Here is a 25,424-nt window from a genome sequence, read left to right as displayed (position 1 = left end):
GGGACATGGCCACCTGCGAGCTGTGCGGCGCCGTCCGCGAGGGGCAGGACCCCACGTGGTCCTGCGAGCAGGACGGCGCGCGCACGCGCTGGCTCTGCCCGGCGTGCACGCGCAGCCACGTCCGGGACATCGAGGCGAAGCTCGCACCCGAGTGGTGGTGAGCCCCGCGTAGGTTGTCAGGTATGCACACCTGGGCCTCCGTCGACGTCCCGCGCCTGCCCGGTGAGGGCCCGCCCCTGCGCCTGCACGACACGTCCACCGGACGGGTGCGGCCCACGGCTCCCGGGCGCGAGGCGCTGATGTACGTCTGCGGCATCACCCCCTACGACGCCACACACCTCGGCCACGCCGCCACCTACCTGGCGTTCGACCTCGTCAACCGGCTGTGGCGCGACCTCGGGCACGACGTGCACTACGTCCAGAACGTCACCGACATCGACGACCCGCTGCTCGAGCGCGCCGCCCGCGACCAGGACGACTGGGTCGTGCTGGGCATGCGCGAGACGGCGCTGTTCCGCGAGGACATGGAGGCGCTGCGCGTCCTGCCGCCGCGGCACTTCATCGGCGCGGTCGAGGCGATGGGCGAGATCTCCGAGCTCGTCGGGAAGCTGCTCGCCTCCGGCGCGGCCTACCGCGTCGACGACGCCGAGTTCCCCGACGTCTACTTCGACTCCGCGGTCACCGGGCACTTCGGCTACGAGTCGAACTACGACGAGGAGACGATGCTGCGGTTCTCCGCCGAGCGCGGCGGCGACCCGGAGCGGCCCGGCAAGCGCAGCCCGCTCGACCCCCTGCTGTGGCGGACGGCCCGCGAGGGCGAGCCGTCCTGGGAGTCCGACCTCGGCGCCGGACGCCCGGGCTGGCACGTCGAGTGCGCCGCGATCGCGCTCAACCGCCTGGGCACGCAGATCGACCTCAACGGCGGCGGCTCCGACCTGATCTTCCCCCACCACGAGTGCGGCGCCGCCCACGCCGAGGCGTTCACCGGCGTGCACCCGTTCGCCCGGCACTACACGCACACCGGGATGATCGGCCTCGACGGCGAGAAGATGTCGAAGTCGCGCGGCAACCTGGTGTTCGTCTCCAAGCTCCGCGCGGAGAACGTCGACCCGAACGCGATCCGGATCGCCCTGCTGGCCGGGCACTACCGCTCCGACCGCGCCTGGACCTCCGGCCTGCTCGACGAGGCGAACGCGCGGCTGGTGCGCTGGCGCGAGGCGGCCGCCCTGCCCGCGGCCCCGCCCGCCGACGAGCTGCTCACGCGGCTGCGCACGCACCTCGCCGACGACCTCGACACGCCTCGCGCCCTGGTCGCCGTCGACGCATGGGCCGACCGGGCGCTGGAGCGGCGCGGCACCGACGGCGACGCGCCCGCCTTGTTCCGCGACGCTCTCGACGCGCTCCTCGGGGTGCGCCTGTAGCGGACATCCCCGCCGGCCGCGTCAGTCCGGCGGCTCCGGCGCGTCGGTGTCGGTGTCCTCGTTCTCCGGGGCGTCCGGGGTCGTCTCCGCGGGCGACCCCGGCACCGGGACGTCCAGGTCGAGGTCGGGCTGGTTGGGGTCGAGCGGGGCGTCGGGGTCGGGGCCCCGGTCGTGGCCCTGGTCGTCGGTCGGCTCGTCTCGGCGCTCGTCGGTCATGCCGGGGCCTACCCGTTCTGGTTGCATGTCGCACATGGCCCACAACGTGCTCGGCGGCGACCTCGCGGTCTGCGGCACCGACCCGATGACCGGCTTCTACCGCACGGGCTGCTGCGACACCGGAGGCGAGGACTCCGGGGTCCACACGGTCTGCGCGCAGGTCACCGCGGAGTTCCTGGCGTTCAGCGCCGCCGCGGGCAACGACCTGTCGACGCCGCGCCCCGAGCACGGCTTCGCCGGCCTGCAGCCCGGCGACCGCTGGTGCCTGTGCGCCTCGCGCTGGGCCGAGGCGCTGGAGGCGGGCGCCGCGCCCCCGGTCGTGCTGGAGGCGACGCACGCCCGCACCCTGGAGTGGATCGACCTCGCCGACCTGAGGAAGCACGCGGTGCCGTGATCACCCTCGAGCTGGCGCAGCGGCTGCGGGCCGCCGGGCTGCCGTGGTCGCCGGCGTCGGGCGACCGGTTCGTCATCGACGGCCGCGACATGGACGAGCACGTGTTCGTCGTCAGCGAGCTCACCATCGACGTGCACGACGGGCCCGGCGGCCGCGTCCTGCGCTTCAACGGCACCACCGAGTGGGCGCTGGACAGCGTCGAGGCCGACGACGTGGTCTGGCTGCCGCACGAGGGGCAGCTCCGCGCGGCGCTGGGCCGGGCGTTCGCGCGGCTGGAGCCCGTCGGCGACGGCTGGGCGGTGCAGCTGGCCGACGGCCACCGCGAGGTCGACGTCGACGCCGAGCGCGCCTACGCCCGCGCGCTGCTCAGGCGTCTGCTCGGGGCGTAGGCACGTCCCTGGCCGGTTCCTCGCGAGACCGGGGGAGCGCGACCGGCACCACGGCCGCCAGCAGCGCCGCCGGCAGCAGGAACGCCGTGAGCGGGTCGGTGGCGTAGAGCGGGGTGAGCGCGGGCGGGGCCAGCGCGCCGCCGCCGAACCGCACGGCCTGCACCACCGACATCGAGCCGCCCGCGTTGCCGCCCGTGTCGCGCAGCACCAGCGCGTTGACGCCCACGAGTACCAGTTGGGTGGCCACCCCGCCCAGCGCCCACACCGCCGCGACCATCCACACGGCGGGCGCGGTGCCGGCCCCGACCACGACGACGACGCCGGCCGCCGCGCCGGCCAGCACCGCGCGCCGCGGCCCGATCCGGTCGACCGCCCCGCCGACGACCCGTGCCGTGAGCAGCCCGGCCACCCCGAGCCCGGTGAGCACCAGCCCGCGCGCGCCCGAGCCCAGTCCGAACTCCTCCTCCAGCCGCAGCGCGACGAGGAAGTTCAACCCGGCCAGGCAGCTCCATCCGACGGCGGCGACGAGCCCGGCCCGCAGCACGGCGGGCCGCCACGCCGACCGCAGTCCGGGCCGCGGCCCCGTCGGGCGCTCCGACGGCGGGATCCCGGCCAGCCCCAGCAGCACCGCGACGGCGGCGACCCCGCCGAACGCGAGCCGCCAGTCCAGCTCCGCGGCGATGCCGCCCAGCAGCGGCGCCGAGGTCTGGCCCGCGGCCTGCAGCGACCCGAACCAGCCCAGCGCGCGGCCCAGCCGCTCCGGCGCGGCCGACCCGGCGAGCGCGGCGAGCAGCAGGGGGGTGGTGAACGCGTTGGCCAGCCCCTGCAGCGCGCGCCCGGTCAGGAACAGCTCCCAGGTCGGGGCGAGCACGCAGGCCAGCGACGCGACGACGTACGCGGCGTAGGCGAGGACCACGGTGCGCCGCCGCCCCCAGCGCTCGCCGAGCGTGCCGGAGAACAGCATCGCCGCCGCGAAGGGCAGCAGGTAGGCGGTGACCGAGGAGGCCGCCGTGGTCGCGCTGACGCCGAACGTCGCGCCCAGCTCGGGCAGCATCGCGACGGTGACTCCGCCGCCGAAGGGCCCGAGGAACGCGCCCGCGTAGAGACCGGACCGGGCCAGCCCGGTCCGGGCCCCTGCCGTGCTCAGCTCCCCGCGCCCCCGCTGCCGCGCCGGCGCAGGTAGCGCTCGAAGTCGGCGGCGATGGCGTCGCCGTCGGCCTCGGGCAGCACGTCGGTGTCCTCGGCCTCGGCCTGCTCCTCGAGCTGGCGGACGTACTCGCGCACCTCGTCGTCGGCCTCGGCCATCTCCGAGACGGTGCGCTCCCACTCCTCGGCCTGCTCGGGCAGACCGCCGAGCGGCACCTCGACGTCGAGGACCTCCTCGATGCGGTGCAGCAGCGCCACGGCCGCCTTGGGCACGCGGGCCTGGGAGACGTAGTGCGGCACGGCGGCCCAGAAGGACATGGCGGGCACGCCGGCCTCGACGCATGCGTTCTGGAACACGCCCACGATGCCGGTGGCGCCCTGGTAGGTGGACTGCTCGACCTGCATCCGCTTCGCCGAGTCGACGTCGTAGGAGATCCCGCTCACCGTGGTGGGCCGCGTGTGCGGGATGTCGGTGAGCAGCGCCCCCAGGGTGATGACCTTGGTCACGCCCAGGCGCTCGATGTGGCCGAGCAGCTCCGAGCAGAACGACCGCCAGCGCAGGTTCGGCTCGATGCCGTTGACGAGGACGACGTGCCGCTCGGTGCCGGGCAGCGTGGCCACCGAGAGGCGGGTCGTCATCCACTCGATCTTGCGCGTGACGCCGTCGGTGTAGCGGACGTGCGGGCGCGTGACCTGGAAGTCGTAGTAGTCCTCGGGGTCGATCGAGGCCAGCGGCGTGGCGTCCCAGCTCAGCTCGAGGTGCTCCAGGGCGGTGCTCGCGGCCTCACCCGCGTCGTTCCAGCCCTCGAACGCGGCGATCATCACCGGGTCGACGAGGCGGGGCAGGTCGGGTGCCGGGTCGCGTTCGGTCATCGGCCCAGCCTACGGCGGTGGGGCCGCTCCGTGGAGTTCCGGTCGGTGTCGGTGGGTTGGTGACCGGTAGCATCTCGGACGCGGTCGAGAGGCGCTGCAACGGTTGGCTCGCCATCCGCCACGCTCGGCCGGCGTGCGGTTCGACGAGTAAGGGCGCCTCCCACGACACACGCGGGAGGCCCGATGTCGGTGAAGGATCTGCGAGAACTGCTCGATCAGCGGGTGGCGGTGCTCGACGGCGCCTGGGGCACGATGCTGCAGTCCGCCGGTCTCACCCCGGCCGACTACCGCGACGAACGGCTCGCCGACCACACCCACGACGTCACCGGTGACCCGGACCTGCTCAACCTCACCTCACCCGACGTCATCCTGGACGTGCACCGCCGGTACCTCGCGGCGGGCGCGGACATCACGACCACCAACACCTTCACCGCCACGGGCATCGCGCAGGCCGACTACGGCCTGGAACACCGGGTCCGGGACATGAACCTGCGCGGGGCGGCGCTCGCCCGGCAGGCCGCGGACGAGTCCGCCGCGGCGACCGGGGTCCAGCGGTTCGTGGCCGGCTCGGTGGGGCCGCTCAACGTCACCCTGTCCCTGTCGCCGAAGGTCGAGGATCCCGCCTTCCGCCGGGTGTCGTTCGACCAGGTCCGCGACACCTACGCCGAGCAGATCGCCGCGCTCGCCGAGGGCGGGGTCGACCTGCTGATGTTCGAGACGATCTTCGACACGCTGAACGTGAAGGCCGCCGTGGCCGCGGCCCGCGAGGTCGCGCCGCACTTGCCGCTGTGGATCTCGGTGACGATCGTCGACCTGTCCGGGCGCACCCTGTCGGGCCAGACGGTGGAGGCGTTCTGGAACGCCGTGGCGCACGCCGACCCGCTGGTGGTGGGCGTGAACTGCTCGCTGGGGGCCGCCGAGATGCGCCCGCACGTGGCCGACCTCGCCAAGTTCGCCGGCACCTATGTCTCCAGCCACCCCAACGCCGGCCTGCCGAACGCCTTCGGCGGCTACGACGAGACGCCCGAGCAGACGTCCGCGCAGCTGCGCGAGTTCGCCGCCGACGGCCTGGTCAACATCGTCGGCGGCTGCTGCGGCACCACGCCCGAGCACATCGCGGCGATCGCGGAGACCGTCCGGGGCATGGCACCGCGGCCGGTCCCGCAGATCACGCCCGCCACCCGCTACAGCGGTCTCGAGCCGTTCGCGATCGGCGGTGACACCGGGTTCGTCATGATCGGCGAGCGCACCAACGTCACCGGGTCGAAGAGGTTCCGCAGGCTGGTCGAGGCCGACGACTTCCAGAGCGCCGTCGACGTCGCACTGGAGCAGGTCCGCGGCGGCGCGAACCTCATCGACGTGAACATGGACGCCGACCTGCTCGACAGCGAGGCGGCGATGACGACGTTCCTCAACTACATCGCCACCGAGCCGGAGATCGCCCGCGTCCCGGTGATGGTCGACAGCTCGCGGTGGAGCGTGCTCGAGGCCGGGCTCAAGTGCGTCCAGGGCAAGGGCGTGGTCAACTCGATCAGCCTCAAGGAGGGGGAGGAACCCTTCCTCGCCCAGGCCCGGCGCATCCGCGACCTCGGTGCGAGCGCGGTCGTCATGGCGTTCGACGAGAAGGGTCAGGCCGACTCCACCGAGCGCAAGGTCGCCATCTGCGAACGGGCCTACAGGCTGCTCACCGAGACGGTCGGCTTCCCCGCCGAGGACATCATCTTCGATCCGAACGTCCTCGCCATCGCGACGGGCATCGAGGAGCACAACGGCTACGGCAAGGCGTTCCTCGACGCGCTGCCGCTGATCAAGCAGCGGTGCCCGGGGGTGCGGATCAGCGGCGGCATCTCCAACCTGTCGTTCTCCTTCCGCGGCAACGACATCGTCCGCGAGGCCATCCACTCGGCGTTCCTGTTCCACGCGATCCCGCTCGGCCTCGACATGGGCATCGTCAACGCAGGCCAGCTCGCTGTGTACGAGGACATCCCGAAGGACCTCCTCGAGCTGGTCGAGGACGTCCTGTTCGACCGTCGCCCCGACGCCACCGACCGGCTCGTCGCCCACGCCGAGACCGTCGGGGGGAAGGGCACCCAGCGCGTCGTGGACCTGACCTGGCGCGAGAACCCCGTGGCCGAGCGGCTCTCGCATGCACTCGTGCACGGCATCGTCGACTTCATCATCGACGACACCGAGGAGGCCCGGCTGGCCGCGGCCCGGCCCCTCGACGTCATCGAGGGACCGTTGATGGACGGCATGAAGATCGTCGGCGACCTGTTCGGCTCCGGGAGGATGTTCCTGCCGCAGGTGGTCAAGAGCGCGCGGGTGATGAAGCGCGCGGTGGCGCACCTCGAACCGTTCATGGACGCGGAGAAGGAGGCGCTGATCGCCTCGGGAGGTTCGCACCGCGGCAACGGCAAGGTCGTGATGGCCACCGTCAAGGGCGACGTGCACGACATCGGCAAGAACATCGTCGGCGTGGTGCTCGGCTGCAACAACTACGACGTGATCGACCTGGGCGTCATGGTGCCGGCCGCGAAGATCCTCGACACCGCGATCGCCGAGGGCGCCGACGTGATCGGCCTGTCCGGGCTGATCACGCCGTCGCTGGACGAGATGGTGACGGTGGCCGCGGAGATGCAGCGCCGGGGGATGTCGATGCCGCTGCTGATCGGCGGGGCCACCACGTCGCGCCAGCACACGGCTGTGCGGATCGCGCCCGCCTACGACGCCACCACCGTGCACGTCCTGGACGCCTCCCGCGTCACCGGTGTCGTGGCGGCCCTGCTGGACCCCGACCGCGCGAGCTCCCTCGACACGGACAACCGCAGCGAGCAGGCCCGGCTGCGCACCGAGCACGAGGGACGCCACGCCACGCCGCTGCTGACCGTCGAGCAGGCCAGGGCCAACGCCGAGCGGGTTCCCTTCGACGACCTGCCGGTGCCCGCTTTCACCGGGATGCAGGAGGTCGAGCCGACCCTCACCGAGCTGCGTGAGCTGATCGACTGGACGTTCTTCTTCCTCGCCTGGGAGCTGAAGGGCCGCTACCCGAAGATCCTGGAGAACCCCGTCGCCCAGGACCTGTTCGACGACGCCGTCGAGATGCTCGACGAGATCGTCGCGAACGGATCGCTGCGCGCACGGGGGGTGTACGGCTTCTGGCCGGCGCACGCCGAGGGCGACGACCTGGTCGTCGACGGGGTGCGCCTGCCGATGCTGCGCCAGCAGACGCGCAAGCCCGACGGCCGACCGAACCGGTGCCTCGCCGACTACGTGGCCCCCGACGGCGACCACCTGGGCGGGTTCGCCGTCTCCATCCAGGGCGCCGAGGAGCTGTCCGCCCGCTACGAGTCCGAGCAGGACGACTACCGCTCGATCATGGTCAAGGCGCTCGCCGACCGGCTCGCCGAGGCCTTCGCCGAGTGGGTGCACCTGCGGGCCCGCCGCGAGTGGTTCGAGCCCGGCGCGGAGCCGGATCTCGCCGACCTGCACGCGGAGCGCTTCCGCGGCATCCGCCCCGCGTTCGGGTACCCGGCCAGCCCCGAGCACACCGAGAAGCGCGAGCTGTTCGACCTGCTCGGCGCGGAGAAGGTGGGGATGGCGTTGACCGAGTCGTTCGCGATGACCCCGGCGGCGAGCGTGAGCGGGGTGATCTTCGCGAACCCGGCGTCGCGCTACTTCACCGTCGGGCGGATCGGGCGCGACCAGGTCGAGGACTACGCGCGACGGCGCGGCACGTCGATCGAGGAGACCGAGCGGTGGCTGCGGCCCAACCTGGCCTACGACCCCGCATGACGACCACTCCGGCGGTGACCGGTCCGGCGGCCGTCCTGTGGGACATGGACGGCACGCTCGTCGACTCGGAGAAGGTCTGGACGGTCTCGCTCGCCGACACCGCCCGGGCCCTGGGCGGCGAGCTCAGCGCCGCGGCGCGCACGGCCATCATCGGCTCGAACATGGCCCGCACGCTGGTGCTCGTGTTCGACGACCTGGGCCTGCCCCACGACGCCGGACGGATGGCCGAGGCGGAGCGGATGATCCTGCGCCGCACCGGCGAGCTGTTCCGCGAGGGCCTGGAGTGGCGGCCGGGGGCGCAGGAGGCGCTGCGCACCGTCCGGGTGGCGGGCTGGCCCACCGCGCTGGTCACCAACACCGGCCGCGAGCTCACCGAGCTCGCGCTCGAGGGCATCGGCCGCGAGCACTTCGACGTGTCGGTGTGCGGCGACGAGGTGCCGCGCGGCAAGCCCGACCCCGACCCGTACCTGCGGGCCGCGTCCCTGCTCGGCGTCGACGCCGCCGACTGCCTCGCCGTCGAGGACTCGCCCACCGGCGCGCTGGCCGCCGAGCGCGCCGGGGCCGCGGTGCTGGTCGTGCCGTGCGAGGTGCCCGTGCCGGCGGGCCCGTCGCGGGTGCAGCGCGAGACGCTCGTCGGGCTCACGGCCGACGGGCTGCGGTCCGACTACACCCGGGTACGGGCCAGGAACGCCGCGTGAGACCGTAGCCCCGGCCGGGCAGCCGCCCGGCGCACGGGAGCGGCCGGGCGCAGCAGTGACCCGATGTGACCGCATCCCGTCGTGCACGACACATGACACTGACTGCGTGAGAGGTGGAACCCGGTGAAGACCTTCGACGAGCTCTACGCCGAGCTGACGGAGAAGGCCACCACCAGGCCCGAGGGATCGGGCACGGTGGAGGCGCTCGAGGCCGGGGTCCACGCCCAGGGCAAGAAGGTGCTGGAGGAGGCGGGTGAGGTGTGGCTCGCCGCCGAGCACGAGGCCGACGACGCCCTCGCCGAGGAGGTCTCCCAGCTGCTCTACCGCGTCCAGGTCCTCATGATCGGTCGCGGCATCACGCTCGAAGACGTCTACAAGTTCCTGTAAGGCCGATATCCGTAAGGACCCGCTCATGCTCCGCGTCGCACTCCCGAACAAGGGCACCCTGGCCGAGCCCGCCGCCACGATGATGCGCGAGGCCGGCTACCGCCAGCGCTCGGACTCGCGCGACCTGTCGATGCAGGACGACGAGAACGAGATCGAGTTCTTCTACCTGCGTCCCAAGGACATCGCCACCTACGTCGGGTCCGGCGACCTGCACCTGGGCGTCACCGGCGCCGACCTCATGGAGGAGTCCGGCAGCCAGGTGCAGACCGTGCTGCAGCTGGGCTTCGGCCAGTCGAAGTTCCGCTACGCCGCCCCCGTCGACGGCGACATCCACCAGCTCGCCGACCTGGAGGGCAAGACGATCGCCACGTCCTACCCGCGGCTGGTGCGCTCGCACCTGGCCCGCAACCGGGTCCGGGCCGAGATCGTCAAGCTCGACGGCGCGGTGGAGATCTCGGTGCAGCTCGGCCTGGCCGACGCCATCGCCGACGTCGTGTCCTCGGGGCGCACCCTGCGCCAGCACAACCTGCAGGTCATCGGCGACGCCATCGCGCAGTCCGAGGCCACGCTGATCGAGCGCGAGCCGCGGCCCGACCGTGAGGAGTCCGTCGACGTCAAGGCCGAGAAGATCGTGTTCATCGAGCGGCTGCGCGGCGTCGTCTACGCCCGCCAGTACCTGATGCTCGACTACGACTGCCGCGACGAGCTCCTCGACCGCGCCAAGAAGATCAGCCCCGGGCTCCAGGCCCCGACCGTCTCCCCGCTGACGGACGCCGGCTGGTCGGCGGTGCGGTCGATGGTGACCAAGCGCGAGGTGAACCGGGTGATGGACCAGCTCGCCCAGCTCGGCGCCCGCGCGATCCTGGCGTCGGAGATCCGCTCCTGCCGGGCGATCGACGGGCGCGGCTGAGCGACGCTCACGGGGCGCGTCCGAACCGCGCACCTGCTGGCCCTCCGCGTATGGCAGGACGTGCGCGGGAGGTGGGTGGGTGCGCGGTTCGCGTTCCGCGGAACGCGGCGGGGGAGCGCCTAGCGGGGTCGGACGATGAGGTTCTGGGTCGTGCGGCCGACGTGCCCGGTCACGTCGAAGATCATCCCCGTGGCCGTGCCCAGGCCGGTGGGGCCGATCACCGAGCTCGACCGCACCCCGGTCCACTCCCCGACGGGCGGGCGGTGGACGTGGATGCTCAGCTCGGTGTTGACGTAGAGCCAGCGGCGCATGTCCAGCGGTGAGCCGATGCCGTTGGAGCTGTCGCCGACCACGGCCAGGCGCTGCAGCGGTGACGACTCCTCACCTTCCACGAGCGGCACCCGCGGCCGGCCCCACACCTCGCCCGGACCCTGCTGCGCCCAGTCGCCGGTGACCCACCGCCACTCGACGGCGTCGATGTAGCCGGGGAGCCAGCCGTCGGCGCGCTCGGGCCAGGTCGGCACGGCGTCGGGCGGGGGCAGCGGCGGCTCGGCGCCCGAGGCGACCTCGGCGGTGTCGCCCACCGCGAGGCGCCAGGCCCGGGCCTTCAGCACGGCCCGCCCGCCCGCGGTCATCTCCGCCGACAGCATCTCGATGCCGCGCCCGGGGCGCTCCACCGCGGCCCGCACCTCGACCTCGCCCGCCGGGATCCGCCCCAGGACCTCGACGGTGACGCGGGCGAGCTGCGTGCCGGGGCGCGGTGCGCACCGCTCGAACGCGCGGACCAGCAGCGCCGAGGGCGGCCCGCCGTGCTGGGCGTCGGCGAACCACGGGCCGGTGGTGGAGGCGGTCGCGTGGAACCGCTCGCCGCCGGGACCGTCGACGGGGCGGTAGAAGGGTTCGAAGTCGGGCACGCCCCGGATCCTGCCCGACGCCCTCAGTCGGCCCGGTCGAGGAGGGTCTCGTCGGCCGGGACGGTGGGCCAGCCGGGGTAGGGCGGGGGAGTGCCGTCCCAGGCCGGACACAGCGCGCGGTGGCTGCACCAGTCGCACATCCGGCCCGGGTTGGGGCGGAAGTCGCCCGTCTCGCCGGCGGTGAGGACCGCGGCCCAGATGGCGTCGAGGGTGCGCTCGAAGCGGCGCAGCTCCTCCTCGTCGGGCTCGTAGGTGAGCGACTCGCCGTCGGCGAGGTAGAGCAGCCGCAGCTGGGTGGGGACGACGCCGCGCAGGTGCAGCAGCGCGAGGGCGTAGAACTTCATCTGGAACAGCGCCCGCGCCTCGGCGACCGGGCGTGGCGCGGCGCCCGTCTTGTAGTCGACGACGCGCAGCTCGCCGCCGGGCGCGACGTCGAGCCGGTCGAGGTAGCCGCGCAGCAGCAGGCCCGACGCCACCTCCGTCTCGACCAGCAGCTCGCGCGCCTGCGGCTCCAGGCGGCGGGGGTCCTCCAGCCGGAAGTAGGCGTCGAGCAGCGGCCCGGCCGACTCCAGCCAGCCGACGAGCTCGGGATCGTCCTCGCCGCCGTCGAACAGGGCCCCGACCAGCTCCGGGTCCTCGGCGCGCAGCTGCGCCCAGCACGGGGCCACGAGCGCGTGGGCGGCCGAGGGCACCCGCTCGGCGGCCGGCAGGTCGAACAGCCGCTCCAGCACGACGTGCACCAGCGTGCCGCGGACCTGCGCCCGCGTGGGCCGCTCCGGCAGCCGGTCGATCGCGCGGAAGCGGTAGAGCAGGGGGCACTGCTTGAAGTCGCCCGCCCGGGACGGGGAGAGGGCGGGGCGGCGGGTCACGGCTGCCGAGGGTAGGCGAGGACCCCGACAGTTCCCCGGGGTCGCCCACCCGTAGGTTGAGCCGCGATGAAGACCATCCGAACCGCCACGGCCGCCGCCGTCCTCGCGGCCGCGCTGGCCGCGTGCACCGCGGGCGGCACCGGGGCCCCCGCGTCGCCGACGTCGGCCGCCCCCACGGCGGGCACGGCCACCGGCACCCCGACCACGACGCCCGGCCCGGGCGCGGTCGGCCCCGAGGAGGCGGCCGTCGAGGCCGCCCTGCGCGCCTACCAGCAGGCCGTCGCCACGCAGGACTGGCCGATCGCCTGCTCGCTGACGGCCCCCGAGACCTCCGTGCAGCTCGTCGCCGGCGTGCAGGCGGGCGGCGGCCGGGTGGCCACCTGCGAAGAGGCCCTCGCCGCGGTCTTCGGCCAGCCCGGCGCCGCCGAGACGGCCGTCGAGGCCGCGGGCAGCACGGTGGTCCAGGACGTCACGGTCGCCGGTCTCAACGCCACCATCCGCTGGACCTCCGACCGGCAGGGCCAGGGCCGCGCCGACGGCGCCACCCTCCAGCTCATCGACGGCCAGTGGCGACTGGCCGGTACCGCGTGAGCACCGAGCAGCAGGCCCCCGCCCCCGTCGAGCAGGCCCCCGTCGAGGAGACCCCCGCCGGGCCCGGGGCCCCGCCCGCGCCGGTGGAGCACCTCCCGACCCGCGGCGGCCCCTTCCGCGCGGGGGACCGCGTGCAGCTCACCGACCCCAAGGGTCGGCACTACACGATCACGCTCGAGGCGGGCGCCCAGTACCACACGCACCGCGGCGGGATCGCCCACGACGACCTGATCGGGCACCCCGAGGGCAGCCTCGTGCTCTCCCCGGTCGGCACGCCCTACCTCGCCCTGCGTCCGCGCCTGGCCGACTACGTGCTGTCGATGCCGCGCGGCGCTCAGGTCATCTACCCGAAGGACGCCGCGCAGATCCTCATGTGGGGCGACGTGTTCCCCGGGGCGCGGGTCCTGGAGGCCGGCGCGGGGTCCGGCGCGCTCACCTGCTCGCTCCTGCAGGCGGTGGGCCCCACCGGAAGGGTGGTGTCCTACGAGATCCGCGAGGACCACGCGGAACACGCCGAGCGCAACGTGCGCCGCTTCTTCGGCGGCATCCCACCCCATTGGTCCTTGACGGTGGCCGACCTCGCGGCACACGCCGACGTCGAGGACGGGGAGGTCGACCGGGTCGTCCTGGACATGCTGGCCCCCTGGGAGCACCTCGAGACCATCAAGCGGGCGCTGGTCCCCGGCGGTGTGCTCGTCGGCTACGTCGCCACCACCACCCAGCTGTCCCGGCTCACCGAGGCGCTGCGCGAGCAGCAGTGCTGGACCGAGCCGGAGGCCTGGGAGACGCTGGTCAGGGCCTGGCACGTCGTCGGGCTGGCGGTGCGCCCGGAGCACCGGATGCAGGGCCACACCGCGTTCCTGGTGACGGCCCGTCGACTGGCCGACGGCGTTTCGCCGCCGCGCCCGCAGCGCCGCCCCACCTCCACCCGCTGACCGGTCGAGGCCGCTCGGCCGGGTGGCGGCACCTCCCGTCACGGAGCCCGGACCGGCGGTCACCGTCAAGGTGCCGTCCGCGTGAGTGATGGATCACCGATTCGCCGCACCGCGTGTGTCAGAGTGGCCAGGTATCGTATGGAAACGGAACACGGAGGGAGGATGCCGTGAACCCCTACGACGGAACCGGCAGACACAACCCAGGTGACCACGGGGACATGAGTCCTGACGAGGCCACTGCCCAGATCCGCTTCCTCGAAGAAGAGGTCGCCCTACTCCGGCGCAAGCTCACCGAGTCGCCCCGCCAGGCCCGCGTCCTGGAGCAGCGGCTCGCCGAGTCGGCCAGCCGGCTCTCGCAGCTCTCGGCACGCAACGAGAAGCTGACCGAGACGCTCAAGGAGGCCCGGGGCCAGCTGATCGCCCTCCGCGAGGAGGTCGACCGGCTCGCGCAGCCGCCCAGCGGCTACGGCGTCTTCCTGGCGCGCTTCCCGGACGAGACCGTCGACGTGTTCACCTCGGGCCGCCGGATGCGCGTCGCGGTGTCCCCGGCGGTCAGCACCGAGGAGCTCAAGAGCGGGCAGACCGTGCGCCTCAACGAGGCGCTCACCGTCGTCGAGGCCGGCGACTACGAGCGCATCGGCGAGGTCTGCGGACTGCGCGAGGTGCTCGCCGAGCCCACCACCGACGGCCTCGCCGGCCGCGCGCTGGTGGTCGGGCACGCCGACGAGGAGCGGGTGGTGTGGCTCGCCGCGCCCCTGTTCGACGAGTCGGTCCCCGACTTCGTGCACCTCAAGCCGGGCGACTCCCTGCTCGTCGACACCAAGGCCGGGTACGCCTACGAGCGCGTGCCGAAGGCCGAGGTCGAGGACCTCGTGCTGGAGGAGGTGCCCGACGTCGACTACTCCGACATCGGTGGCCTGTTCCGGCAGATCGAGCAGATCCGCGACGCCGTCGAGCTGCCGTTCCTGCACGCCGAGCTGTTCACCCAGTACGAGCTTCGCCCGCCCAAGGGCGTGCTGCTCTACGGGCCCCCCGGCTGCGGCAAGACGCTCATCGCGAAGGCCGTCGCCAACTCGCTGGCCAAGAAGATCGCGGCCCAGCGCGGCGACGACCCCAACGAGGGCCGCGCGTTCTTCCTCAACATCAAGGGCCCGGAGCTGCTCAACAAGTTCGTCGGCGAGACCGAGCGGCACATCCGGCTGATCTTCCAGCGCGCCCGGGAGAAGGCGAGCGCCGGCACCCCGGTGATCGTGTTCTTCGACGAGATGGACTCCATCTTCCGCACCCGCGGGTCGGGCGTGTCCTCCGACGTCGAGACGACGATCGTGCCCCAGCTCCTCGCCGAGATCGACGGCGTCGAGGGCCTGGAGAACGTCATCGTCATCGGCGCCTCCAACCGCGAGGACATGATCGACCCGGCGATCCTGCGGCCGGGCCGGCTCGACGTGAAGATCAAGATCGAGCGTCCCGACGCCGAGGCGGCGCAGGACATCTTCTCCAAGTACCTCACCGACACGCTGCCGATCCACGTCGATGACATCGCGGAGTTCGGCGGCAACCGCAAGGCGTGCATCGACGCGATGATCGAGCGGATCGTCGAGCGGATGTACGACGAGACCGAGGAGAACCGGTTCCTGGAGGTCACCTACGCCAACGGTGACAAGGAGACCCTGTACTTCAAGGACTTCAACTCCGGTGCCATGATCCAGAACATCGTCGACCGGTCGAAGAAGTCGGCGATCAAGGCGGTGCTCGAGTCGGGCCAGCAGGGCCTGCGGGTCCAGCACCTGCTCGATGCGATCGTCGACGAGTTCGCCGAGAACGAGGACCTGCCCAACACGACCAACCCGGACGACTGGGCGCGGATCTCGGGCAAGAAGGGCGAGCGGATCGTCTACATCCGCACGCTCGTCACCGGCAAGAACGACGCGAGCAGCCGCGCGATCGACACGGCGTCGAACACCGGCCAGTACCTGTAGGGGGCACGCCGAAGGAGGCGGGGCCGGTCGCGCGAGCTGCGACCGGCCCCGTCGGCGTTCCCGGGGTCGGCAGGCGTCGGCAGGGTCAGCGCTGCGCGGCGAACCACTCCACCCAGCGCCGCTGCGCCGCCGTCTCGACGGCGCGGGGCCGGTAGTGCGCGCGGACCCAGGCCACGGCGTCGCCCGCCGGGCGCCCGGCCAGCACGGCCATGCAGGCGAGCACGGTGCCGGTGCGACCCGTCCCGCCGCCGCAGGCCACCTCGACGCGCGTCCCGGCCCGGGCGAGGCCGTGGGCGTGCTCGATCGCGGCCGCGGCGCGGCGGGGGTCGCGGGGCACTCGGAAGTCGGGCCAGTCGACCCACTCGGCGGGCCAGCCCGGCGTCCACCGCTCGCGCCCGAGCAGGGTGCGGCGGTGCAGGTAGAGGCCGAACTCCGGGGTCGGGTCGCCGGGGAGCTCGCGGCGGCCGCGGCCGCGCACGCGCGTCCCGTCGGGGAGCACGACCACACCGGGGAGCGGCGGCGTCGGGGGAGCGGGCACGCCCGGCATCCTGCACCCCGGCGCGTTCGGGGGAGACTGGGCCCGTGCAGCCCTGCCCCTGCGGACTCCCGGCGACCTACCCCGAGTGCTGCGGCCGCTACCACTCCGGTGCGGCCGCGCCGACCGCCGAAGCACTGATGCGCTCGCGGTTCAGCGCCTTCGCCGTCGGCGACACCGCCTACCTGCGGGAGAGCTGGGACCCGGCCACCCGCCCGCGCCGCGTCGACGTCGACCCGGCGACGCGCTGGACGCGCCTGGAGGTGCTCGACCTCACCGGCGGCGGGCTGCTGGAGCCGACGGGCACCGTGCGCTTCCGGGCGCACCACGACCGGGGTGTGGTGGCCGAGGACAGCCGCTTCCGGCGGGTGTGCGGGCGCTGGGTCTACGTCGGCCCCGTGGGCCCGGGCGGTCCGCTCAGAACTGCAGGCCGAGGGCCCAACCACCGAGCAACCAGCTGAACAGCGTGATCAGCAGGACCCCGACGACGTTGAGCGCCGCCCCGCCGCGCGCCATCTGCCCGATGGTGACGGTGCCGCTGCCGAAGACGATGGCGTTGGGCGGGGTCCCGACCGGCAGCATGAACGCGCAGGTCGCGGCGAGCGCCGCCGGGATGAGCAGCGTCATGGAATCGGCCCCGATGCCCAGTGCGACCCCACCGAGCACAGGGATGAACGTCGCCGCGGTCGCGGTGTTGCTCGTGACCTCGGTGAGCAGCAGGACGATCGCGACGACCGCCGCGACGAGCAGCACGATCGGCAGCACGCCGAGGCCCTCGACCTGGGTGCCGATCCACGCGTCCAGCCCACTCTCGGCGACCGCGGTCGCCAGGCTCAGCCCTCCGCCGAAGAGCAGCAGGACGCCCCAGGGCAGCCCCTTCTGGGCGTCGTCCCAGACCAGCAGCATCTCGCCGCGGTCGTCGTCGGTGCCCCGATGACCGGGCAGCAGGAACAGCACGACGCCCGCCGCGATGGCGATGGCGGTGTCGTCGAGCTCACCGAGCCAGGGCAGCGCCGCCTCGACCGGCCCGATCCGGGTGAGCAGCCCGGGGACGATCCACAGGAACGCCGCCCCGGCGAACACGGCGAGCACGCGCTTCTCGCCGGTGCTGGTCGGCCCCAGTTCGCGGAGCTGCCCCGCGATCATCTCCCGGCCGCCGGGTATCTCGTCGAGACCGCTCCGGAACAGCACCCGGGTGATCAGCAGCCAGGCGATCACGAGGAACACCACCACGAGCGGCACCCCGAGCTGCATCCAGCCCAGGAAGGTGATGTCGCGGTCGAGCTGCTCGCTGACGTAGCCGGCGACGATGGCGTTGGGCGGGCTGCCGAGCAGGGTGCCCAGGCCGCCGATGGAGGCCGACCACGCGATCGACAGCACGAGGCCGACGCCGAAGATCCGCACGGCGGGGTCGTCGACGGTGTCGCTGATCGTGGAGCCGCGACGCACCTCGCCGGTGCCGCGGCTGCGCTCGACGACCAGCGTGAGCACGCTCAGCGCGATCGGCAGCATCATCAGGGTCGTCGCGGTGTTCGACACCCACATCGACAGGAACGCCGTCGCGATCATCATGCCAAGCACGATGCGGTGCGGGTGCGTCCCGACGGCCCGTAGCGTCAGCAGGGCGATGCGCCGGTGCAGGTTCCACTTCTGCATCGCTATCGCGATCAGGAACCCGCCCATGAAGAGGAAGACGATCGGGTCGGCGTAGGGGGCGGTGGCGTCTCCGACCGAGAGGACGCCGAAGGCGGGGAACGCGACGATGGGGACCAGCGCGGTGGCCGAGAGCGGCAGGGCCTCGGTCATCCACCAGACCGCCATGAGCACACCGATCGTGGCGACGATCCGGCCGGCCGGTTCCAGCCCGGTCGCCGACCCGAGGGCGAGCCAGGCCAGCGCGGCCGCGAGTACGCCGAGCCCGCGGAACGCCCACACCCGCCCGGGGGGACGCTGATCGCCGGACACCGGGAACGGCTCGTCGGGCCGCGAGCCCGGTGCTCCGTCGGGCCGCGAGCCCGGTGTTCCGTCGGGGCGGGGGGTGGGCTGGGTGCTCGTCATGTGGGCTCCTTCGACCACCGGCTCCGGTCGGCGCACGGTACCCCGGTCGGGCCCCTCCGGCCGTGCGGGCGACGCCTCCGGGGGAGGTGTCCGATCCGTTCACGACGGGCCGCGGCGGACGGCGCTAGCGTCCGCGGTCATGGAGAAGGTGCAGATCGCCGCCCGGATGGACGCCATCGGGATCATCGTGTCCGACATGGCCGCCACGCTCGCGTTCTACCGCCGTCTCGGGGTAACCGTGCCCGACGAGGCAGGGGGCGTGCCGCACGTCGAGGCCGACCTCGGGGGCGGGATGCGGCTGATGTTCGACTCCGAGGACGTCGCGCGCTCGCTCGACCCCGGCTGGACGCCGCCCACCGGCGGCGGCCGCGTCGGCCTGGCGTTCCGGCTCCCGGACCCGGCCTCGGTCGACGCCCTGCACGCCGACATGGTCGCGGCGGGCCACCACAGCGGGCTCGAGCCCTTCGACGCCCCGTGGGGCCAGCGCTACGCGAGCCTGCAGGACCCGGACGGCACCGGGGTGGACCTCTACGCGCCGAGCTGAGCGGGGGAGCGGCCCGCCAGGGCGCGCACCTCGCGGCTCAGGTGCGGCTGGTCGGCGTACCCGGCCCGCGCGGCGACCTCCGCGGGCGCGACGCCGGCGTGCAGCAGGTCGACCGCGCGGCGGAACCGCAGGACGCGTCGCAGCACCGCGGGGCCGTAGCCGAACGCGGCGAGCGCGCGCCGGTGCAGCGTCCGGGACGTCCAGCCCAGCGCGTCGGCGGTGGCCGCGACGCCCGCTCCGGCGACGGCGTGGCGCACGACGACGCCCAGCGCGCGGTCGGGCGGCGCGCCGGGCAGGTCGGCGACGGCGCCGAGCAGGGCATCGAGCACGGGCTCCCCGGCCTCGATCCGGGCCAGCGCGCGATGGGCGGGGCGGGGGAGCAGGTCGACCATCGGGACGCGGTGGTCGAGCAGCGCGTCGGCGGGCACCCCGAGCAGCGCGGGCAGCGCGCCCGGGCGGAAGCGCAGCCCGGTCGCGACCGCGCCCGGCCCGCTGCGGACGGGGTGCGGGGCGGTGTCCGGCCCCGCGACGAGCAGGTCGGCGCCGGTCCACACGAGGTCCATCGCGCCGTCGGGGAGCACGGCGTGCTCGGCGGGCGCGGGCCCTGCCGACGACGACCAGCCGCACTCGGCCAGACCGCCCAGCGGCACCGGGAACTCGCGGTATCCCACCGCGCCACCGTGTCACGCCGGGCCCGGACGCGCGACGGGCCCCGGCGAGGTGCCGGGGGCCGTCCGCGGGGGGAGCCGGGTGATCAGGCGGTGCGCAGCACGCCCTGGATCTCCAGGGTGATCTGCACCTTCTCACTGACGACGACGCCGCCGCCGTCGAGCGGCATGGCGATGTCGACGCCGAAGTCGCTGCGGTTGATGGTGGTGGTGCCGGTGAAGCCGGCGCGCGTGCCGCCGTAGGCGTCCGGGCCGAAGCCGTTGACCTCGAGGGCCAGGGAGACCGGGCGGGTGACGCCCTTGATCGTGAGCTCGCCGTCGACGACCAGGTCGTCGCCGTCGGGGCGGACGGCGGTGGAGACGAAGGTCCAGGTGGGGTGGTTCTCGACCGCGAAGAAGTCGGCGGAGCGGATGTGGCCGTCGCGCTGGTCGTTGCCGGTGTCGATGGACGTCGCGTCGATCTCGGCGCGCACGCTCGATCCGGTGACGTCCGGGCCCGTCACGATCTCGCCGGTGAATCCGCCGAAGCGCCCGCGTACCTTGCTCACCATCATGTGGCGGACCGTGAACGAGACGTCGGAGTGCACGGGGTCGATGTCCCAGGTGCCCGCGATGTAGTTGGGGATCTGGGTCTGCGTGGTGGTCATCGGGATCCTCTGTTAGTTGAGCTCTCAGGTGTTGAGAGGGACACTAGCTGAAGGGTTTTGAGTGCTCAACTATTCCGGGAGTGTGATGGGCGACACCCGTTGGCTGACCGAGGACGAGCAGCGCACCTGGCGCAGCTTCCTCACCGCGAGCCGCCTGCTGTGGGACCGCATCGAGCGGCAGCTCCAGCAGGGCACCGGCCTCCCGCACGCCTACTACGAGATCCTGGTGCGGCTGTCCGAGGCGCCCGAGGGCGTGCTGCGGATGAGCACGCTCGCCACGTCGTCGACGTCGTCGCGCAGCCGGCTCTCGCACGCCGTCACGCGGATGGAGGAGGCCGGGCTGGTGCGCCGGCGCCCGCACCCGACGGACAAGCGCGGGCAGCTCGCGGAGCTCACCGAGGCCGGGTGGGACCAGCTGCGGGCCGCGGCGCCGGGGCACGTCGAGGAGGTGCGGTCGTCGCTGTTCGACCTGCTCACCCCCGACGAGCAGGCGGTGCTGCGCACGATCAGCGACAAGCTCGCGGCGCACCTGCACGACGGGCCGCTGTGGCCGGCCACGGGTGACGGGGCGCCGGACAGCGACCCACCCGGGGCCCCCTGACGCACCGCGACCGGCGCCGCAGCAGCGGCGCCGGTCGCGGGGTGGTGGGAGCCGGTCAGGGGAAGGTGATGAGCGGCTTGACGATGCCGTCGGCCTTCGTCGTCATCATCTCGAAGGCCTCGGAGATCCGGTCGAAGCCGAACGTGTGGGTCGTCATCGGGGTCGGGTCGATCCGGCCGGACTCCAGCAGACGCAGCAGCCGCTTCATCCGCTCGCTGCCGCCGGGGCACAGGCCGGTGTGCACGGCCTTGTCGTTCATGCCCAGGCCGAACGCGTCGAGCGGGAGCTGCAGCGGGTTGGGGTTCTCGCCGTGGTAGCCGATGTTGGACACCCGCCCGCCCGCCTTGGTGACGCGCAGGCAGGCCTCGAAGGTGTCCGGGAAGCCGAACGCCTCGATGGCGGCGTCGGTGCCCTCGCCGCCGGTGAGGTCCATGATCTGCTCGACCGGGTCGCCCTTGGTGTAGTCGACGATGTCGGTGGCGCCGAAGCGCTTGGCCAGGGCCTGACGGTCGGCGCGGGACTCCACGGCGATGATCCGCCCGGCGCCCATCAGCTGTGCGCCGATCGTGGCCGAGAGCCCGACCGGGCCCTGCGCGAAGATCGCCACGGTCTCGCCGAACTGCAGGTAGCAGTGCTCGACGCCCATGAAGCCGGTGGTGAGCATGTCGCAGCAGTAGGCGGCCTGCTCGTCGCTGATCGCCTCGGGGATCGGCGTCAGGTTGGCAGCCGCGGCCGGGACGACGAAGTACTCGGCCATGTTGCCGTCCATCTGGACGGTGTACTTGTAGCCGCCCAGCGCCCCGCCGCACTGGCTGGTGAAGCCGCGCTGGCAGGCCGAGCAGCGGTAGCAGGGGGTGACGGCGCAGACGACGACGCGCTGGCCCTCCTCAAAGCCGGTGACGGCCGAGCCCAGCTTGTGGATGACGCCGACGGACTCGTGGCCGAGCGTGCGGCCGTCGGGCACGGGCAGGGCGCCCTTGACGGTGTGGACGTCGGAGGTGCAGATCAGCGCCGCGGTGGTGCGGACGATGGCCTCCTCCGGACCCGGCTCGGGGATCGGCTTCTCGACGACCTCGGTCTCCCCGACTCGCTTGATCACGAAGGACTTCATCGTCTCCGGCATCGTGGCTGCACCTTCCAGGTCGCGGAACGTCCGATCATGCGCGCATCGCGATGTGACACGGGTCTCATCGTGAGACGGTGCCGGACCGGGGACGGAGGGCCCGGGGGCGGTCCGCCGGTTAGGCTCGGAGCATGAGTGCGCTGCAGGCCCGCCCGTGACGGCCCGACGGATCATGGGCACCGAGATCGAGTACGGCATCTCGGTCCCCGGCGACCCCACGGCCAACCCCGTGATCACGTCCACGCAGGTGGTGCTGGCCTACGCCGCGGCCGCCGACATCCCGCGCTCGCGCCGCGCCCGCTGGGACTACGAGGTCGAGTCGCCGCTGCGCGACGCCCGCGGCTTCGACCTCTCCGCGCCCACCATGCACAACCCGGTCGACTCCGAGCTCGACGACCTCGGCGCCGCCAACGTGATCCTCACCAACGGCGCGCGCCTCTACGTCGACCACGCCCACCCCGAGTTCTCGACGCCGGAGGTCACCACCCCGCGCGACATCGTGGTGTGGGACAAGGCGGGGGAGCGGGTGATGGAGGAGGCCGCGATGCGCGCGGCCACCGTGCCCGGCGCCCCGCGGATCCAGCTCTACAAGAACAACGTCGACGGCAAGGGCGCGAGCTACGGCGCCCACGAGAACTACCTCATGGCGCGCTCCACGACGTTCCCGTCGATCGTGTCCGGGCTGACGCCGTTCTTCGTGACGCGCCAGGTCGTGTGCGGCGCCGGCCGCGTCGGCCGGGGCGCCTCGGGCGACGAGGCGGGCTACCAGCTCGCGCAGCGCAGCGACTACATCGAGGTCGAGGTCGGCCTGGAGACCACGCTCAAGCGCGGCATCATCAACACCCGCGACGAGCCGCACGCCGACGCCGACAAGTACCGCCGCCTGCACGTCATCATCGGCGACGCGAACATGAGCGAGTACTCAACGCTGCTCAAGGTCGGCACCGCCGCGATCGTGCTGGACATGATCGAGAAGGGCGTGCGGTTCGACGAGCTGCGCCTGGCCGAGCCCGTCCGCTCGGTGCACCGGATCAGCCACGACCCGTCGCTGAGGACCACCGTCGACCTGGCCGACGGCCGGAAGATGACGGGTCTCGACGTCCAGCACGCCTACCACGAGAAGGCGCGCAAGCACATCGAGACGACGCTGGGCGACGACGTCGACGAGGCCACCGCCGAGGTCATGCAGATCTGGGGCGAGGTCCTCGACGACCTCTCGCGCGACCCGATGAGCACCGCCGACCGCCTCGACTGGACGGCCAAGCTGCGCCTGCTGGAGGGCTACCGCGAGCGCGACGGCCTCACCTGGGACGCCCCGCGCCTGCACCTGGTCGACCTGCAGTACAGCGACGTCCGCATGGCCAAGGGCCTCTACAACCGGCTCGCGACGCGCGGCTCGATCAAGCGCCTGGTGTCCGAGGACGACGTCACCGCCGCGATGACCGCGCCGCCCGAGGACACCCGCGCCTACTTCCGCGGCCGGTGCCTGGAGCGCTACCCCGCCGAGGTCGCCGCGGCGTCGTGGGACTCGGTCATCTTCGACCTGGGCCGGGAGTCGCTGGTGCGGATCCCGACGCTGGAGCCGCTGCGCGGCACCCGCAGCCACGTCGGCGAGCTGATCGACAGGTCGCGCACCGCCGAGGAGCTCGTCGAGGCCCTCACCCGCGGCTGAACCGCGCCGCGCGGCGCCGGGACGGGCGATCGTCACGGCGTCGATCACGGACTTTCGCCGGTCCGCTGGGTTAGGGTTCATCCAGCACGACCTATCGACAGGAGGCGTCATGTCGCAGGAGCAGACCAAGCGTCAGGGCGGCGGGGGCGGGGACGACGACGAGGGTGCCGACGGCGCCGCGGCGGGCCAGGAGCGCCGCGAGAAGCTCGGCGAGGACGTCGACACCATCCTCGACGAGATCGACGACGTGCTGGAGGAGAACGCGGAGGACTTCGTCCGCGCCTACGTCCAGAAGGGCGGGGAGTAGCCGCTCCGGCACTCCCGCACACCGCACCTGCACGACCGCACGAGCAGTACCCCGCACGAGGAGAGGCGCAGACCTGACCATGTCGTTCCCCGATCCGGGGCGTCGTGCCCCTGTCGGGCTGGACGCGTACCTCGCGCCCGGCCCGTCCTCGTTCACCGACTTCGTCACCGCCCACGCCCCGCACCTGCTCCCCTCCGCGGTGCCGGCCCACGGCGCGCCCGGCGCGCTGGAGGTCCCGCACGGCACCACGATCGTCGCGCTCGTCTTCGACGGCGGCGTCGTGATCGCCGGCGACCGCCGCGCCACGCAGGGCAACGTGATCGCCCAGCGCGACATCGAGAAGGTCTTCGTCACCGACGCGCACTCCGCGGTCGGCATCGCCGGCTCCGCGGGGATCGCGCTGGAGATGGTGCGGCTGTTCACCGTCGAGCTCGAGCACTACGAGAAGATCGAGGGCACCACGCTCTCCCTCGACGGCAAGGCCAACAAGCTGGCCGCGATGGTGCGGGCCAACCTCGGCGCGGCCATGCAGGGCTTCGTCGTCGTGCCGCTGTTCGCGGGCTACGACATCGAGGCGCCCGACCCGTCGAAGGCCGGGCGGATCGTCACCTACGACGCCACCGGCGGCCGCTACGACGAGCTGCTGGGCTACCACGCCGTCGGCTCGGGCTCGGTCTTCGCGAAGTCGGCGCTCAAGAAGCGCCACCGCGTCGACGCCGACCTCCCCACCACCGTCCGCACGGCGATCGAGGCGCTCTACGACGCCGCCGACGACGACTCGGCCACCGGCGGCCCCGACCTCACCCGCAGGCTCTACCCGATCGTCGTGTCGATCACCGGCCCGGAGGGCGCGATGCGCCGCCCGGAGGCCGAGATCGCCGAGGTCGTCGCCCAGGTCGTCGCCGGCCGCACCGAGAACCCCGGAGGCTGACGCCGTGACCATGCCGTTCTACTCGTCGGTCGACCAGCTCCTGCGCGACCGCTCCGAGCTCGCCCGCAAGGGCATCGCCCGCGGCCGCAGCGTCGTCGTCCTCACGTTCACCGACGGCGTGCTGTTCGTCGCGGAGAACCGCTCCACCGCCCTGCACAAGGTCTCCGAGATCTACGACCGCATCGGGTTCGCCGCGGTCGGGCGCTACAACGAGTTCGAGACGCTGCGCAACGCCGGCGTCCGGATGGCCGACGTCCGCGGCTACACCTACGACCGCCGCGACGTCACCGGCCGCATGCTCGCCAACACCTACGCGCAGATCCTGGGCACGTCGTTCGTCGAGCAGCAGAAGCCCTACGAGGTGGAGCTGTGCCTGGCCGAGGTCGGGGCCACGCCCGACGCCGACCAGCTCTACCGCATCACCTACGACGGCTCGATCACCGATGAGCCGCAGTTCGTGGTCATGGGCGGCACGACCGAGCCGATCAGTGCGAAGCTCAAGGAGACCTACCAGGCGGGCCTGGCGGTCACCGAGGCGATCGGCTGCGCCGTGGAGGCGCTGCAGACCAGCAGCTCCACCGCGGCCAACGGCACCGCGCAGCCCACGGTGCTCGGCGTCCGTGCGCTGGAGGTGGCGGTTCTCGACCGCGGCCGCCCGCGCCGCTCGTTCCGCCGCATCACCGGCTCCGCGCTGCGCGAGCTGCTGCCCGAGGCCAACCGCACCGTCGACGCCGCACCCGCCGACTCCGACGACGTGGGCGGCGACGAGAACCCGGTGGTCCCCCAGGGCGGCTCGTCCTGACCTGACCTGACCCGCCCCCTGG

General features: G+C 73.1%; 28 protein-coding genes. 18 read left to right on the top strand and 10 right to left on the bottom strand.

Annotated features, from left to right (window positions below; genetic code table 11):
• The first annotated feature begins 5 nt into the window (after nucleotides 1–5).
• Entirely contained in the window at nucleotides 6–161 is a 156-nt protein-coding gene (locus I4I82_RS31340) for a hypothetical protein (protein ID WP_218594121.1), read from the top strand.
• A 21-nt stretch (nucleotides 162–182) separates the two neighbouring features.
• Nucleotides 183–1,421, top strand: coding sequence for a cysteine--1-D-myo-inosityl 2-amino-2-deoxy-alpha-D-glucopyranoside ligase (gene mshC / locus I4I82_RS31335; RefSeq protein ID WP_218594122.1), 1,239 nt, complete (start codon nucleotides 183–185; stop codon nucleotides 1,419–1,421).
• A 21-nt stretch (nucleotides 1,422–1,442) separates the two neighbouring features.
• Here mshC and I4I82_RS31330 read toward each other — a convergent pair whose 3' ends face one another.
• The gene (locus tag I4I82_RS31330) at nucleotides 1,443–1,637 is read right to left on the bottom strand and encodes a hypothetical protein (protein ID WP_218596322.1); all 195 of its coding nucleotides are present in this window, start codon (nucleotides 1,635–1,637) and stop codon (nucleotides 1,443–1,445) included.
• A gap of 34 nt (nucleotides 1,638–1,671) precedes the next feature.
• Here I4I82_RS31330 and I4I82_RS31325 point away from each other — a divergent pair, with 34 nt between their 5' ends.
• Nucleotides 1,672–2,031, top strand: a complete 360-nt coding sequence (locus I4I82_RS31325) for a DUF2237 family protein (RefSeq protein WP_218594124.1) — start codon at nucleotides 1,672–1,674, stop codon at nucleotides 2,029–2,031.
• Nucleotides 2,028–2,420 carry a hypothetical protein gene (locus I4I82_RS31320; protein ID WP_218594125.1) on the top strand — a complete coding sequence of 131 codons (393 nt, stop codon included), beginning with the start codon at nucleotides 2,028–2,030 and terminating at the stop codon, nucleotides 2,418–2,420. Before I4I82_RS31325 ends, I4I82_RS31320 begins: the two co-directional genes overlap by 4 nt.
• Here the strand turns inward: I4I82_RS31320 and I4I82_RS31315 are convergent.
• Nucleotides 2,398–3,540 (bottom strand): MFS transporter, encoded by a 1,143-nt coding sequence (locus tag I4I82_RS31315; RefSeq protein ID WP_225922597.1) that lies wholly within the window; start codon nucleotides 3,538–3,540, stop codon nucleotides 2,398–2,400. The genes I4I82_RS31320 and I4I82_RS31315 overlap by 23 nt on opposite strands.
• 23 nt (nucleotides 3,541–3,563) lie before the next feature.
• Nucleotides 3,564–4,439 carry a PAC2 family protein gene (locus I4I82_RS31310; protein WP_225920734.1) on the bottom strand — a complete coding sequence of 292 codons (876 nt, stop codon included), beginning with the start codon at nucleotides 4,437–4,439 and terminating at the stop codon, nucleotides 3,564–3,566.
• A gap of 183 nt (nucleotides 4,440–4,622) precedes the next feature.
• On the opposite strand from I4I82_RS31310, the gene metH reads away from it, so the two are divergent.
• The 4 genes from metH (at nucleotide 4,623) to hisG (ending at nucleotide 10,226) form a co-directional block, all read left to right on the top strand.
• Nucleotides 4,623–8,231 (top strand): methionine synthase, encoded by a 3,609-nt coding sequence (metH, locus tag I4I82_RS31305; protein ID WP_218592955.1) that lies wholly within the window; start codon nucleotides 4,623–4,625, stop codon nucleotides 8,229–8,231.
• Nucleotides 8,228–8,929: an HAD family hydrolase gene (locus tag I4I82_RS31300; protein WP_218592956.1), complete on the top strand. Its 702-nt coding sequence runs from the start codon at nucleotides 8,228–8,230 to the stop codon at nucleotides 8,927–8,929. The genes metH and I4I82_RS31300 overlap by 4 nt, the downstream gene beginning before the upstream one ends.
• A gap of 123 nt (nucleotides 8,930–9,052) precedes the next feature.
• Nucleotides 9,053–9,316: a phosphoribosyl-ATP diphosphatase gene (locus I4I82_RS31295; protein ID WP_218592957.1), complete on the top strand. Its 264-nt coding sequence runs from the start codon at nucleotides 9,053–9,055 to the stop codon at nucleotides 9,314–9,316.
• A 25-nt stretch (nucleotides 9,317–9,341) separates the two neighbouring features.
• The gene (hisG, locus tag I4I82_RS31290) at nucleotides 9,342–10,226 is read left to right on the top strand and encodes an ATP phosphoribosyltransferase (RefSeq protein WP_218592958.1); all 885 of its coding nucleotides are present in this window, start codon (nucleotides 9,342–9,344) and stop codon (nucleotides 10,224–10,226) included.
• 119 nt (nucleotides 10,227–10,345) lie between these two features.
• Here the strand turns inward: hisG and I4I82_RS31285 are convergent, their stop codons facing one another.
• Entirely contained in the window at nucleotides 10,346–11,140 is a 795-nt protein-coding gene (locus I4I82_RS31285) for a thioesterase family protein (protein ID WP_218592959.1), read from the bottom strand.
• 23 nt (nucleotides 11,141–11,163) lie between these two features.
• Nucleotides 11,164–12,009: a RecB family exonuclease gene (locus I4I82_RS31280; RefSeq protein ID WP_218592960.1), complete on the bottom strand. Its 846-nt coding sequence runs from the start codon at nucleotides 12,007–12,009 to the stop codon at nucleotides 11,164–11,166.
• 66 nt (nucleotides 12,010–12,075) lie between these two features.
• Here I4I82_RS31280 and I4I82_RS31275 point away from each other — a divergent pair, with 66 nt between their 5' ends.
• From I4I82_RS31275 to arc, 3 genes are all read left to right on the top strand, one after another.
• A complete protein-coding gene (locus tag I4I82_RS31275; RefSeq protein WP_218596320.1) occupies nucleotides 12,076–12,600 on the top strand; it encodes a hypothetical protein in 525 nt (174 codons plus the stop codon).
• Between the two features lie 83 nt (nucleotides 12,601–12,683).
• On the top strand, nucleotides 12,684–13,535 hold the full coding sequence (locus I4I82_RS31270; protein WP_218596559.1) for a tRNA (adenine-N1)-methyltransferase: 852 nt from the start codon (nucleotides 12,684–12,686) through the stop codon (nucleotides 13,533–13,535).
• Nucleotides 13,536–13,753: 218 nt separating this feature from the next.
• Entirely contained in the window at nucleotides 13,754–15,514 is a 1,761-nt protein-coding gene (arc, locus tag I4I82_RS31265) for a proteasome ATPase (RefSeq protein WP_225920733.1), read from the top strand.
• A gap of 85 nt (nucleotides 15,515–15,599) precedes the next feature.
• Here the strand turns inward: arc and I4I82_RS31260 are convergent, their stop codons facing one another.
• On the bottom strand, nucleotides 15,600–16,052 hold the full coding sequence (locus I4I82_RS31260) for a protein-tyrosine phosphatase family protein (RefSeq protein WP_226370357.1): 453 nt from the start codon (nucleotides 16,050–16,052) through the stop codon (nucleotides 15,600–15,602).
• A gap of 44 nt (nucleotides 16,053–16,096) precedes the next feature.
• Between I4I82_RS31260 and I4I82_RS31255 the strand changes: the two genes are divergently transcribed.
• Nucleotides 16,097–16,510 (top strand): YchJ family protein, encoded by a 414-nt coding sequence (locus I4I82_RS31255; protein WP_226370356.1) that lies wholly within the window; start codon nucleotides 16,097–16,099, stop codon nucleotides 16,508–16,510.
• Here I4I82_RS31255 and I4I82_RS31250 read toward each other — a convergent pair.
• On the bottom strand, nucleotides 16,467–18,107 hold the full coding sequence (locus tag I4I82_RS31250; protein WP_218590946.1) for an SLC13 family permease: 1,641 nt from the start codon (nucleotides 18,105–18,107) through the stop codon (nucleotides 16,467–16,469). The two genes, I4I82_RS31255 and I4I82_RS31250, sit on opposite strands and share 44 nt — an antisense overlap.
• A gap of 139 nt (nucleotides 18,108–18,246) precedes the next feature.
• Here I4I82_RS31250 and I4I82_RS31245 point away from each other — a divergent pair, with 139 nt between their 5' ends.
• Complete coding sequence (locus I4I82_RS31245; RefSeq protein WP_218590945.1) at nucleotides 18,247–18,651, top strand: VOC family protein; 405 nt, start codon at nucleotides 18,247–18,249, stop codon at nucleotides 18,649–18,651.
• On the opposite strand, the gene I4I82_RS31240 is transcribed toward I4I82_RS31245, so the two are convergent.
• Both I4I82_RS31240 and I4I82_RS31235 read right to left on the bottom strand, forming a co-directional pair.
• Nucleotides 18,636–19,322, bottom strand: coding sequence for a helix-turn-helix domain-containing protein (locus I4I82_RS31240; protein ID WP_226370355.1), 687 nt, complete (start codon nucleotides 19,320–19,322; stop codon nucleotides 18,636–18,638). The genes I4I82_RS31245 and I4I82_RS31240 overlap by 16 nt on opposite strands.
• An 83-nt stretch (nucleotides 19,323–19,405) precedes the next feature.
• Nucleotides 19,406–19,966 carry a YceI family protein gene (locus I4I82_RS31235; RefSeq protein WP_218590944.1) on the bottom strand — a complete coding sequence of 187 codons (561 nt, stop codon included), beginning with the start codon at nucleotides 19,964–19,966 and terminating at the stop codon, nucleotides 19,406–19,408.
• A gap of 85 nt (nucleotides 19,967–20,051) precedes the next feature.
• Between I4I82_RS31235 and I4I82_RS31230 the strand changes: the two genes are divergently transcribed.
• Complete coding sequence (locus I4I82_RS31230) at nucleotides 20,052–20,567, top strand: MarR family winged helix-turn-helix transcriptional regulator (protein ID WP_218590943.1); 516 nt, start codon at nucleotides 20,052–20,054, stop codon at nucleotides 20,565–20,567.
• Nucleotides 20,568–20,622: 55 nt separating this feature from the next.
• On the opposite strand, the gene I4I82_RS31225 is transcribed toward I4I82_RS31230, so the two are convergent.
• On the bottom strand, nucleotides 20,623–21,690 hold the full coding sequence (locus I4I82_RS31225) for an NAD(P)-dependent alcohol dehydrogenase (protein WP_218590942.1): 1,068 nt from the start codon (nucleotides 21,688–21,690) through the stop codon (nucleotides 20,623–20,625).
• Between the two features lie 172 nt (nucleotides 21,691–21,862).
• On the opposite strand from I4I82_RS31225, the gene dop reads away from it, so the two are divergent.
• From dop to prcA, 4 genes are all read left to right on the top strand, one after another.
• Complete coding sequence (dop, locus tag I4I82_RS31220; protein WP_218590953.1) at nucleotides 21,863–23,362, top strand: depupylase/deamidase Dop; 1,500 nt, start codon at nucleotides 21,863–21,865, stop codon at nucleotides 23,360–23,362.
• Between the two features lie 109 nt (nucleotides 23,363–23,471).
• Entirely contained in the window at nucleotides 23,472–23,669 is a 198-nt protein-coding gene (locus tag I4I82_RS31215) for a ubiquitin-like protein Pup (protein WP_172162574.1), read from the top strand.
• Between the two features lie 79 nt (nucleotides 23,670–23,748).
• On the top strand, nucleotides 23,749–24,600 hold the full coding sequence (prcB, locus tag I4I82_RS31210) for a proteasome subunit beta (RefSeq protein ID WP_218590941.1): 852 nt from the start codon (nucleotides 23,749–23,751) through the stop codon (nucleotides 24,598–24,600).
• A gap of 4 nt (nucleotides 24,601–24,604) precedes the next feature.
• Nucleotides 24,605–25,402, top strand: coding sequence for a proteasome subunit alpha (gene prcA / locus I4I82_RS31205; RefSeq protein WP_218590940.1), 798 nt, complete (start codon nucleotides 24,605–24,607; stop codon nucleotides 25,400–25,402).
• The last annotated feature ends 22 nt before the right edge of the window (nucleotides 25,403–25,424 follow it).

This window comes from Pseudonocardia oceani, assembly GCF_019263585.2.
GTDB lineage: Bacteria > Actinomycetota > Actinomycetes > Mycobacteriales > Pseudonocardiaceae > Pseudonocardia > Pseudonocardia oceani.
The sequence above is the reverse complement of the archived record's forward strand: the minus strand, read 5'-3'. Positions and strand labels throughout refer to the sequence as shown.

What these genes read in the sequence shown, in the direction of transcription:
- I4I82_RS31340 (WP_218594121.1), top strand. Translation starts at nt 6, where the DNA reads ATGGCCACCTGCGAGCTGTGCGGCGCCGTCCGCGAGGGGCAGGACCCC.
- mshC (WP_218594122.1), top strand. Translation starts at nt 183, where the DNA reads ATGCACACCTGGGCCTCCGTCGACGTCCCGCGCCTGCCCGGTGAGGGC.
- I4I82_RS31330 (WP_218596322.1), bottom strand. Translation starts at nt 1,637, where the DNA reads ATGACCGACGAGCGCCGAGACGAGCCGACCGACGACCAGGGCCACGAC.
- I4I82_RS31325 (WP_218594124.1), top strand. Translation starts at nt 1,672, where the DNA reads ATGGCCCACAACGTGCTCGGCGGCGACCTCGCGGTCTGCGGCACCGAC.
- I4I82_RS31310 (WP_225920734.1), bottom strand. Translation starts at nt 4,439, where the DNA reads ATGACCGAACGCGACCCGGCACCCGACCTGCCCCGCCTCGTCGACCCG.
- metH (WP_218592955.1), top strand. Translation starts at nt 4,623, where the DNA reads ATGTCGGTGAAGGATCTGCGAGAACTGCTCGATCAGCGGGTGGCGGTG.
- I4I82_RS31300 (WP_218592956.1), top strand. Translation starts at nt 8,228, where the DNA reads ATGACGACCACTCCGGCGGTGACCGGTCCGGCGGCCGTCCTGTGGGAC.
- hisG (WP_218592958.1), top strand. Translation starts at nt 9,342, where the DNA reads ATGCTCCGCGTCGCACTCCCGAACAAGGGCACCCTGGCCGAGCCCGCC.
- I4I82_RS31275 (WP_218596320.1), top strand. Translation starts at nt 12,076, where the DNA reads ATGAAGACCATCCGAACCGCCACGGCCGCCGCCGTCCTCGCGGCCGCG.
- arc (WP_225920733.1), top strand. Translation starts at nt 13,754, where the DNA reads ATGAGTCCTGACGAGGCCACTGCCCAGATCCGCTTCCTCGAAGAAGAG.
- I4I82_RS31250 (WP_218590946.1), bottom strand. Translation starts at nt 18,107, where the DNA reads ATGACGAGCACCCAGCCCACCCCCCGCCCCGACGGAACACCGGGCTCG.
- I4I82_RS31245 (WP_218590945.1), top strand. Translation starts at nt 18,247, where the DNA reads ATGGAGAAGGTGCAGATCGCCGCCCGGATGGACGCCATCGGGATCATC.
- I4I82_RS31235 (WP_218590944.1), bottom strand. Translation starts at nt 19,966, where the DNA reads ATGACCACCACGCAGACCCAGATCCCCAACTACATCGCGGGCACCTGG.
- I4I82_RS31230 (WP_218590943.1), top strand. Translation starts at nt 20,052, where the DNA reads ATGGGCGACACCCGTTGGCTGACCGAGGACGAGCAGCGCACCTGGCGC.
- I4I82_RS31225 (WP_218590942.1), bottom strand. Translation starts at nt 21,690, where the DNA reads ATGCCGGAGACGATGAAGTCCTTCGTGATCAAGCGAGTCGGGGAGACC.
- dop (WP_218590953.1), top strand. Translation starts at nt 21,863, where the DNA reads ATGGGCACCGAGATCGAGTACGGCATCTCGGTCCCCGGCGACCCCACG.
- I4I82_RS31215 (WP_172162574.1), top strand. Translation starts at nt 23,472, where the DNA reads ATGTCGCAGGAGCAGACCAAGCGTCAGGGCGGCGGGGGCGGGGACGAC.
- prcB (WP_218590941.1), top strand. Translation starts at nt 23,749, where the DNA reads ATGTCGTTCCCCGATCCGGGGCGTCGTGCCCCTGTCGGGCTGGACGCG.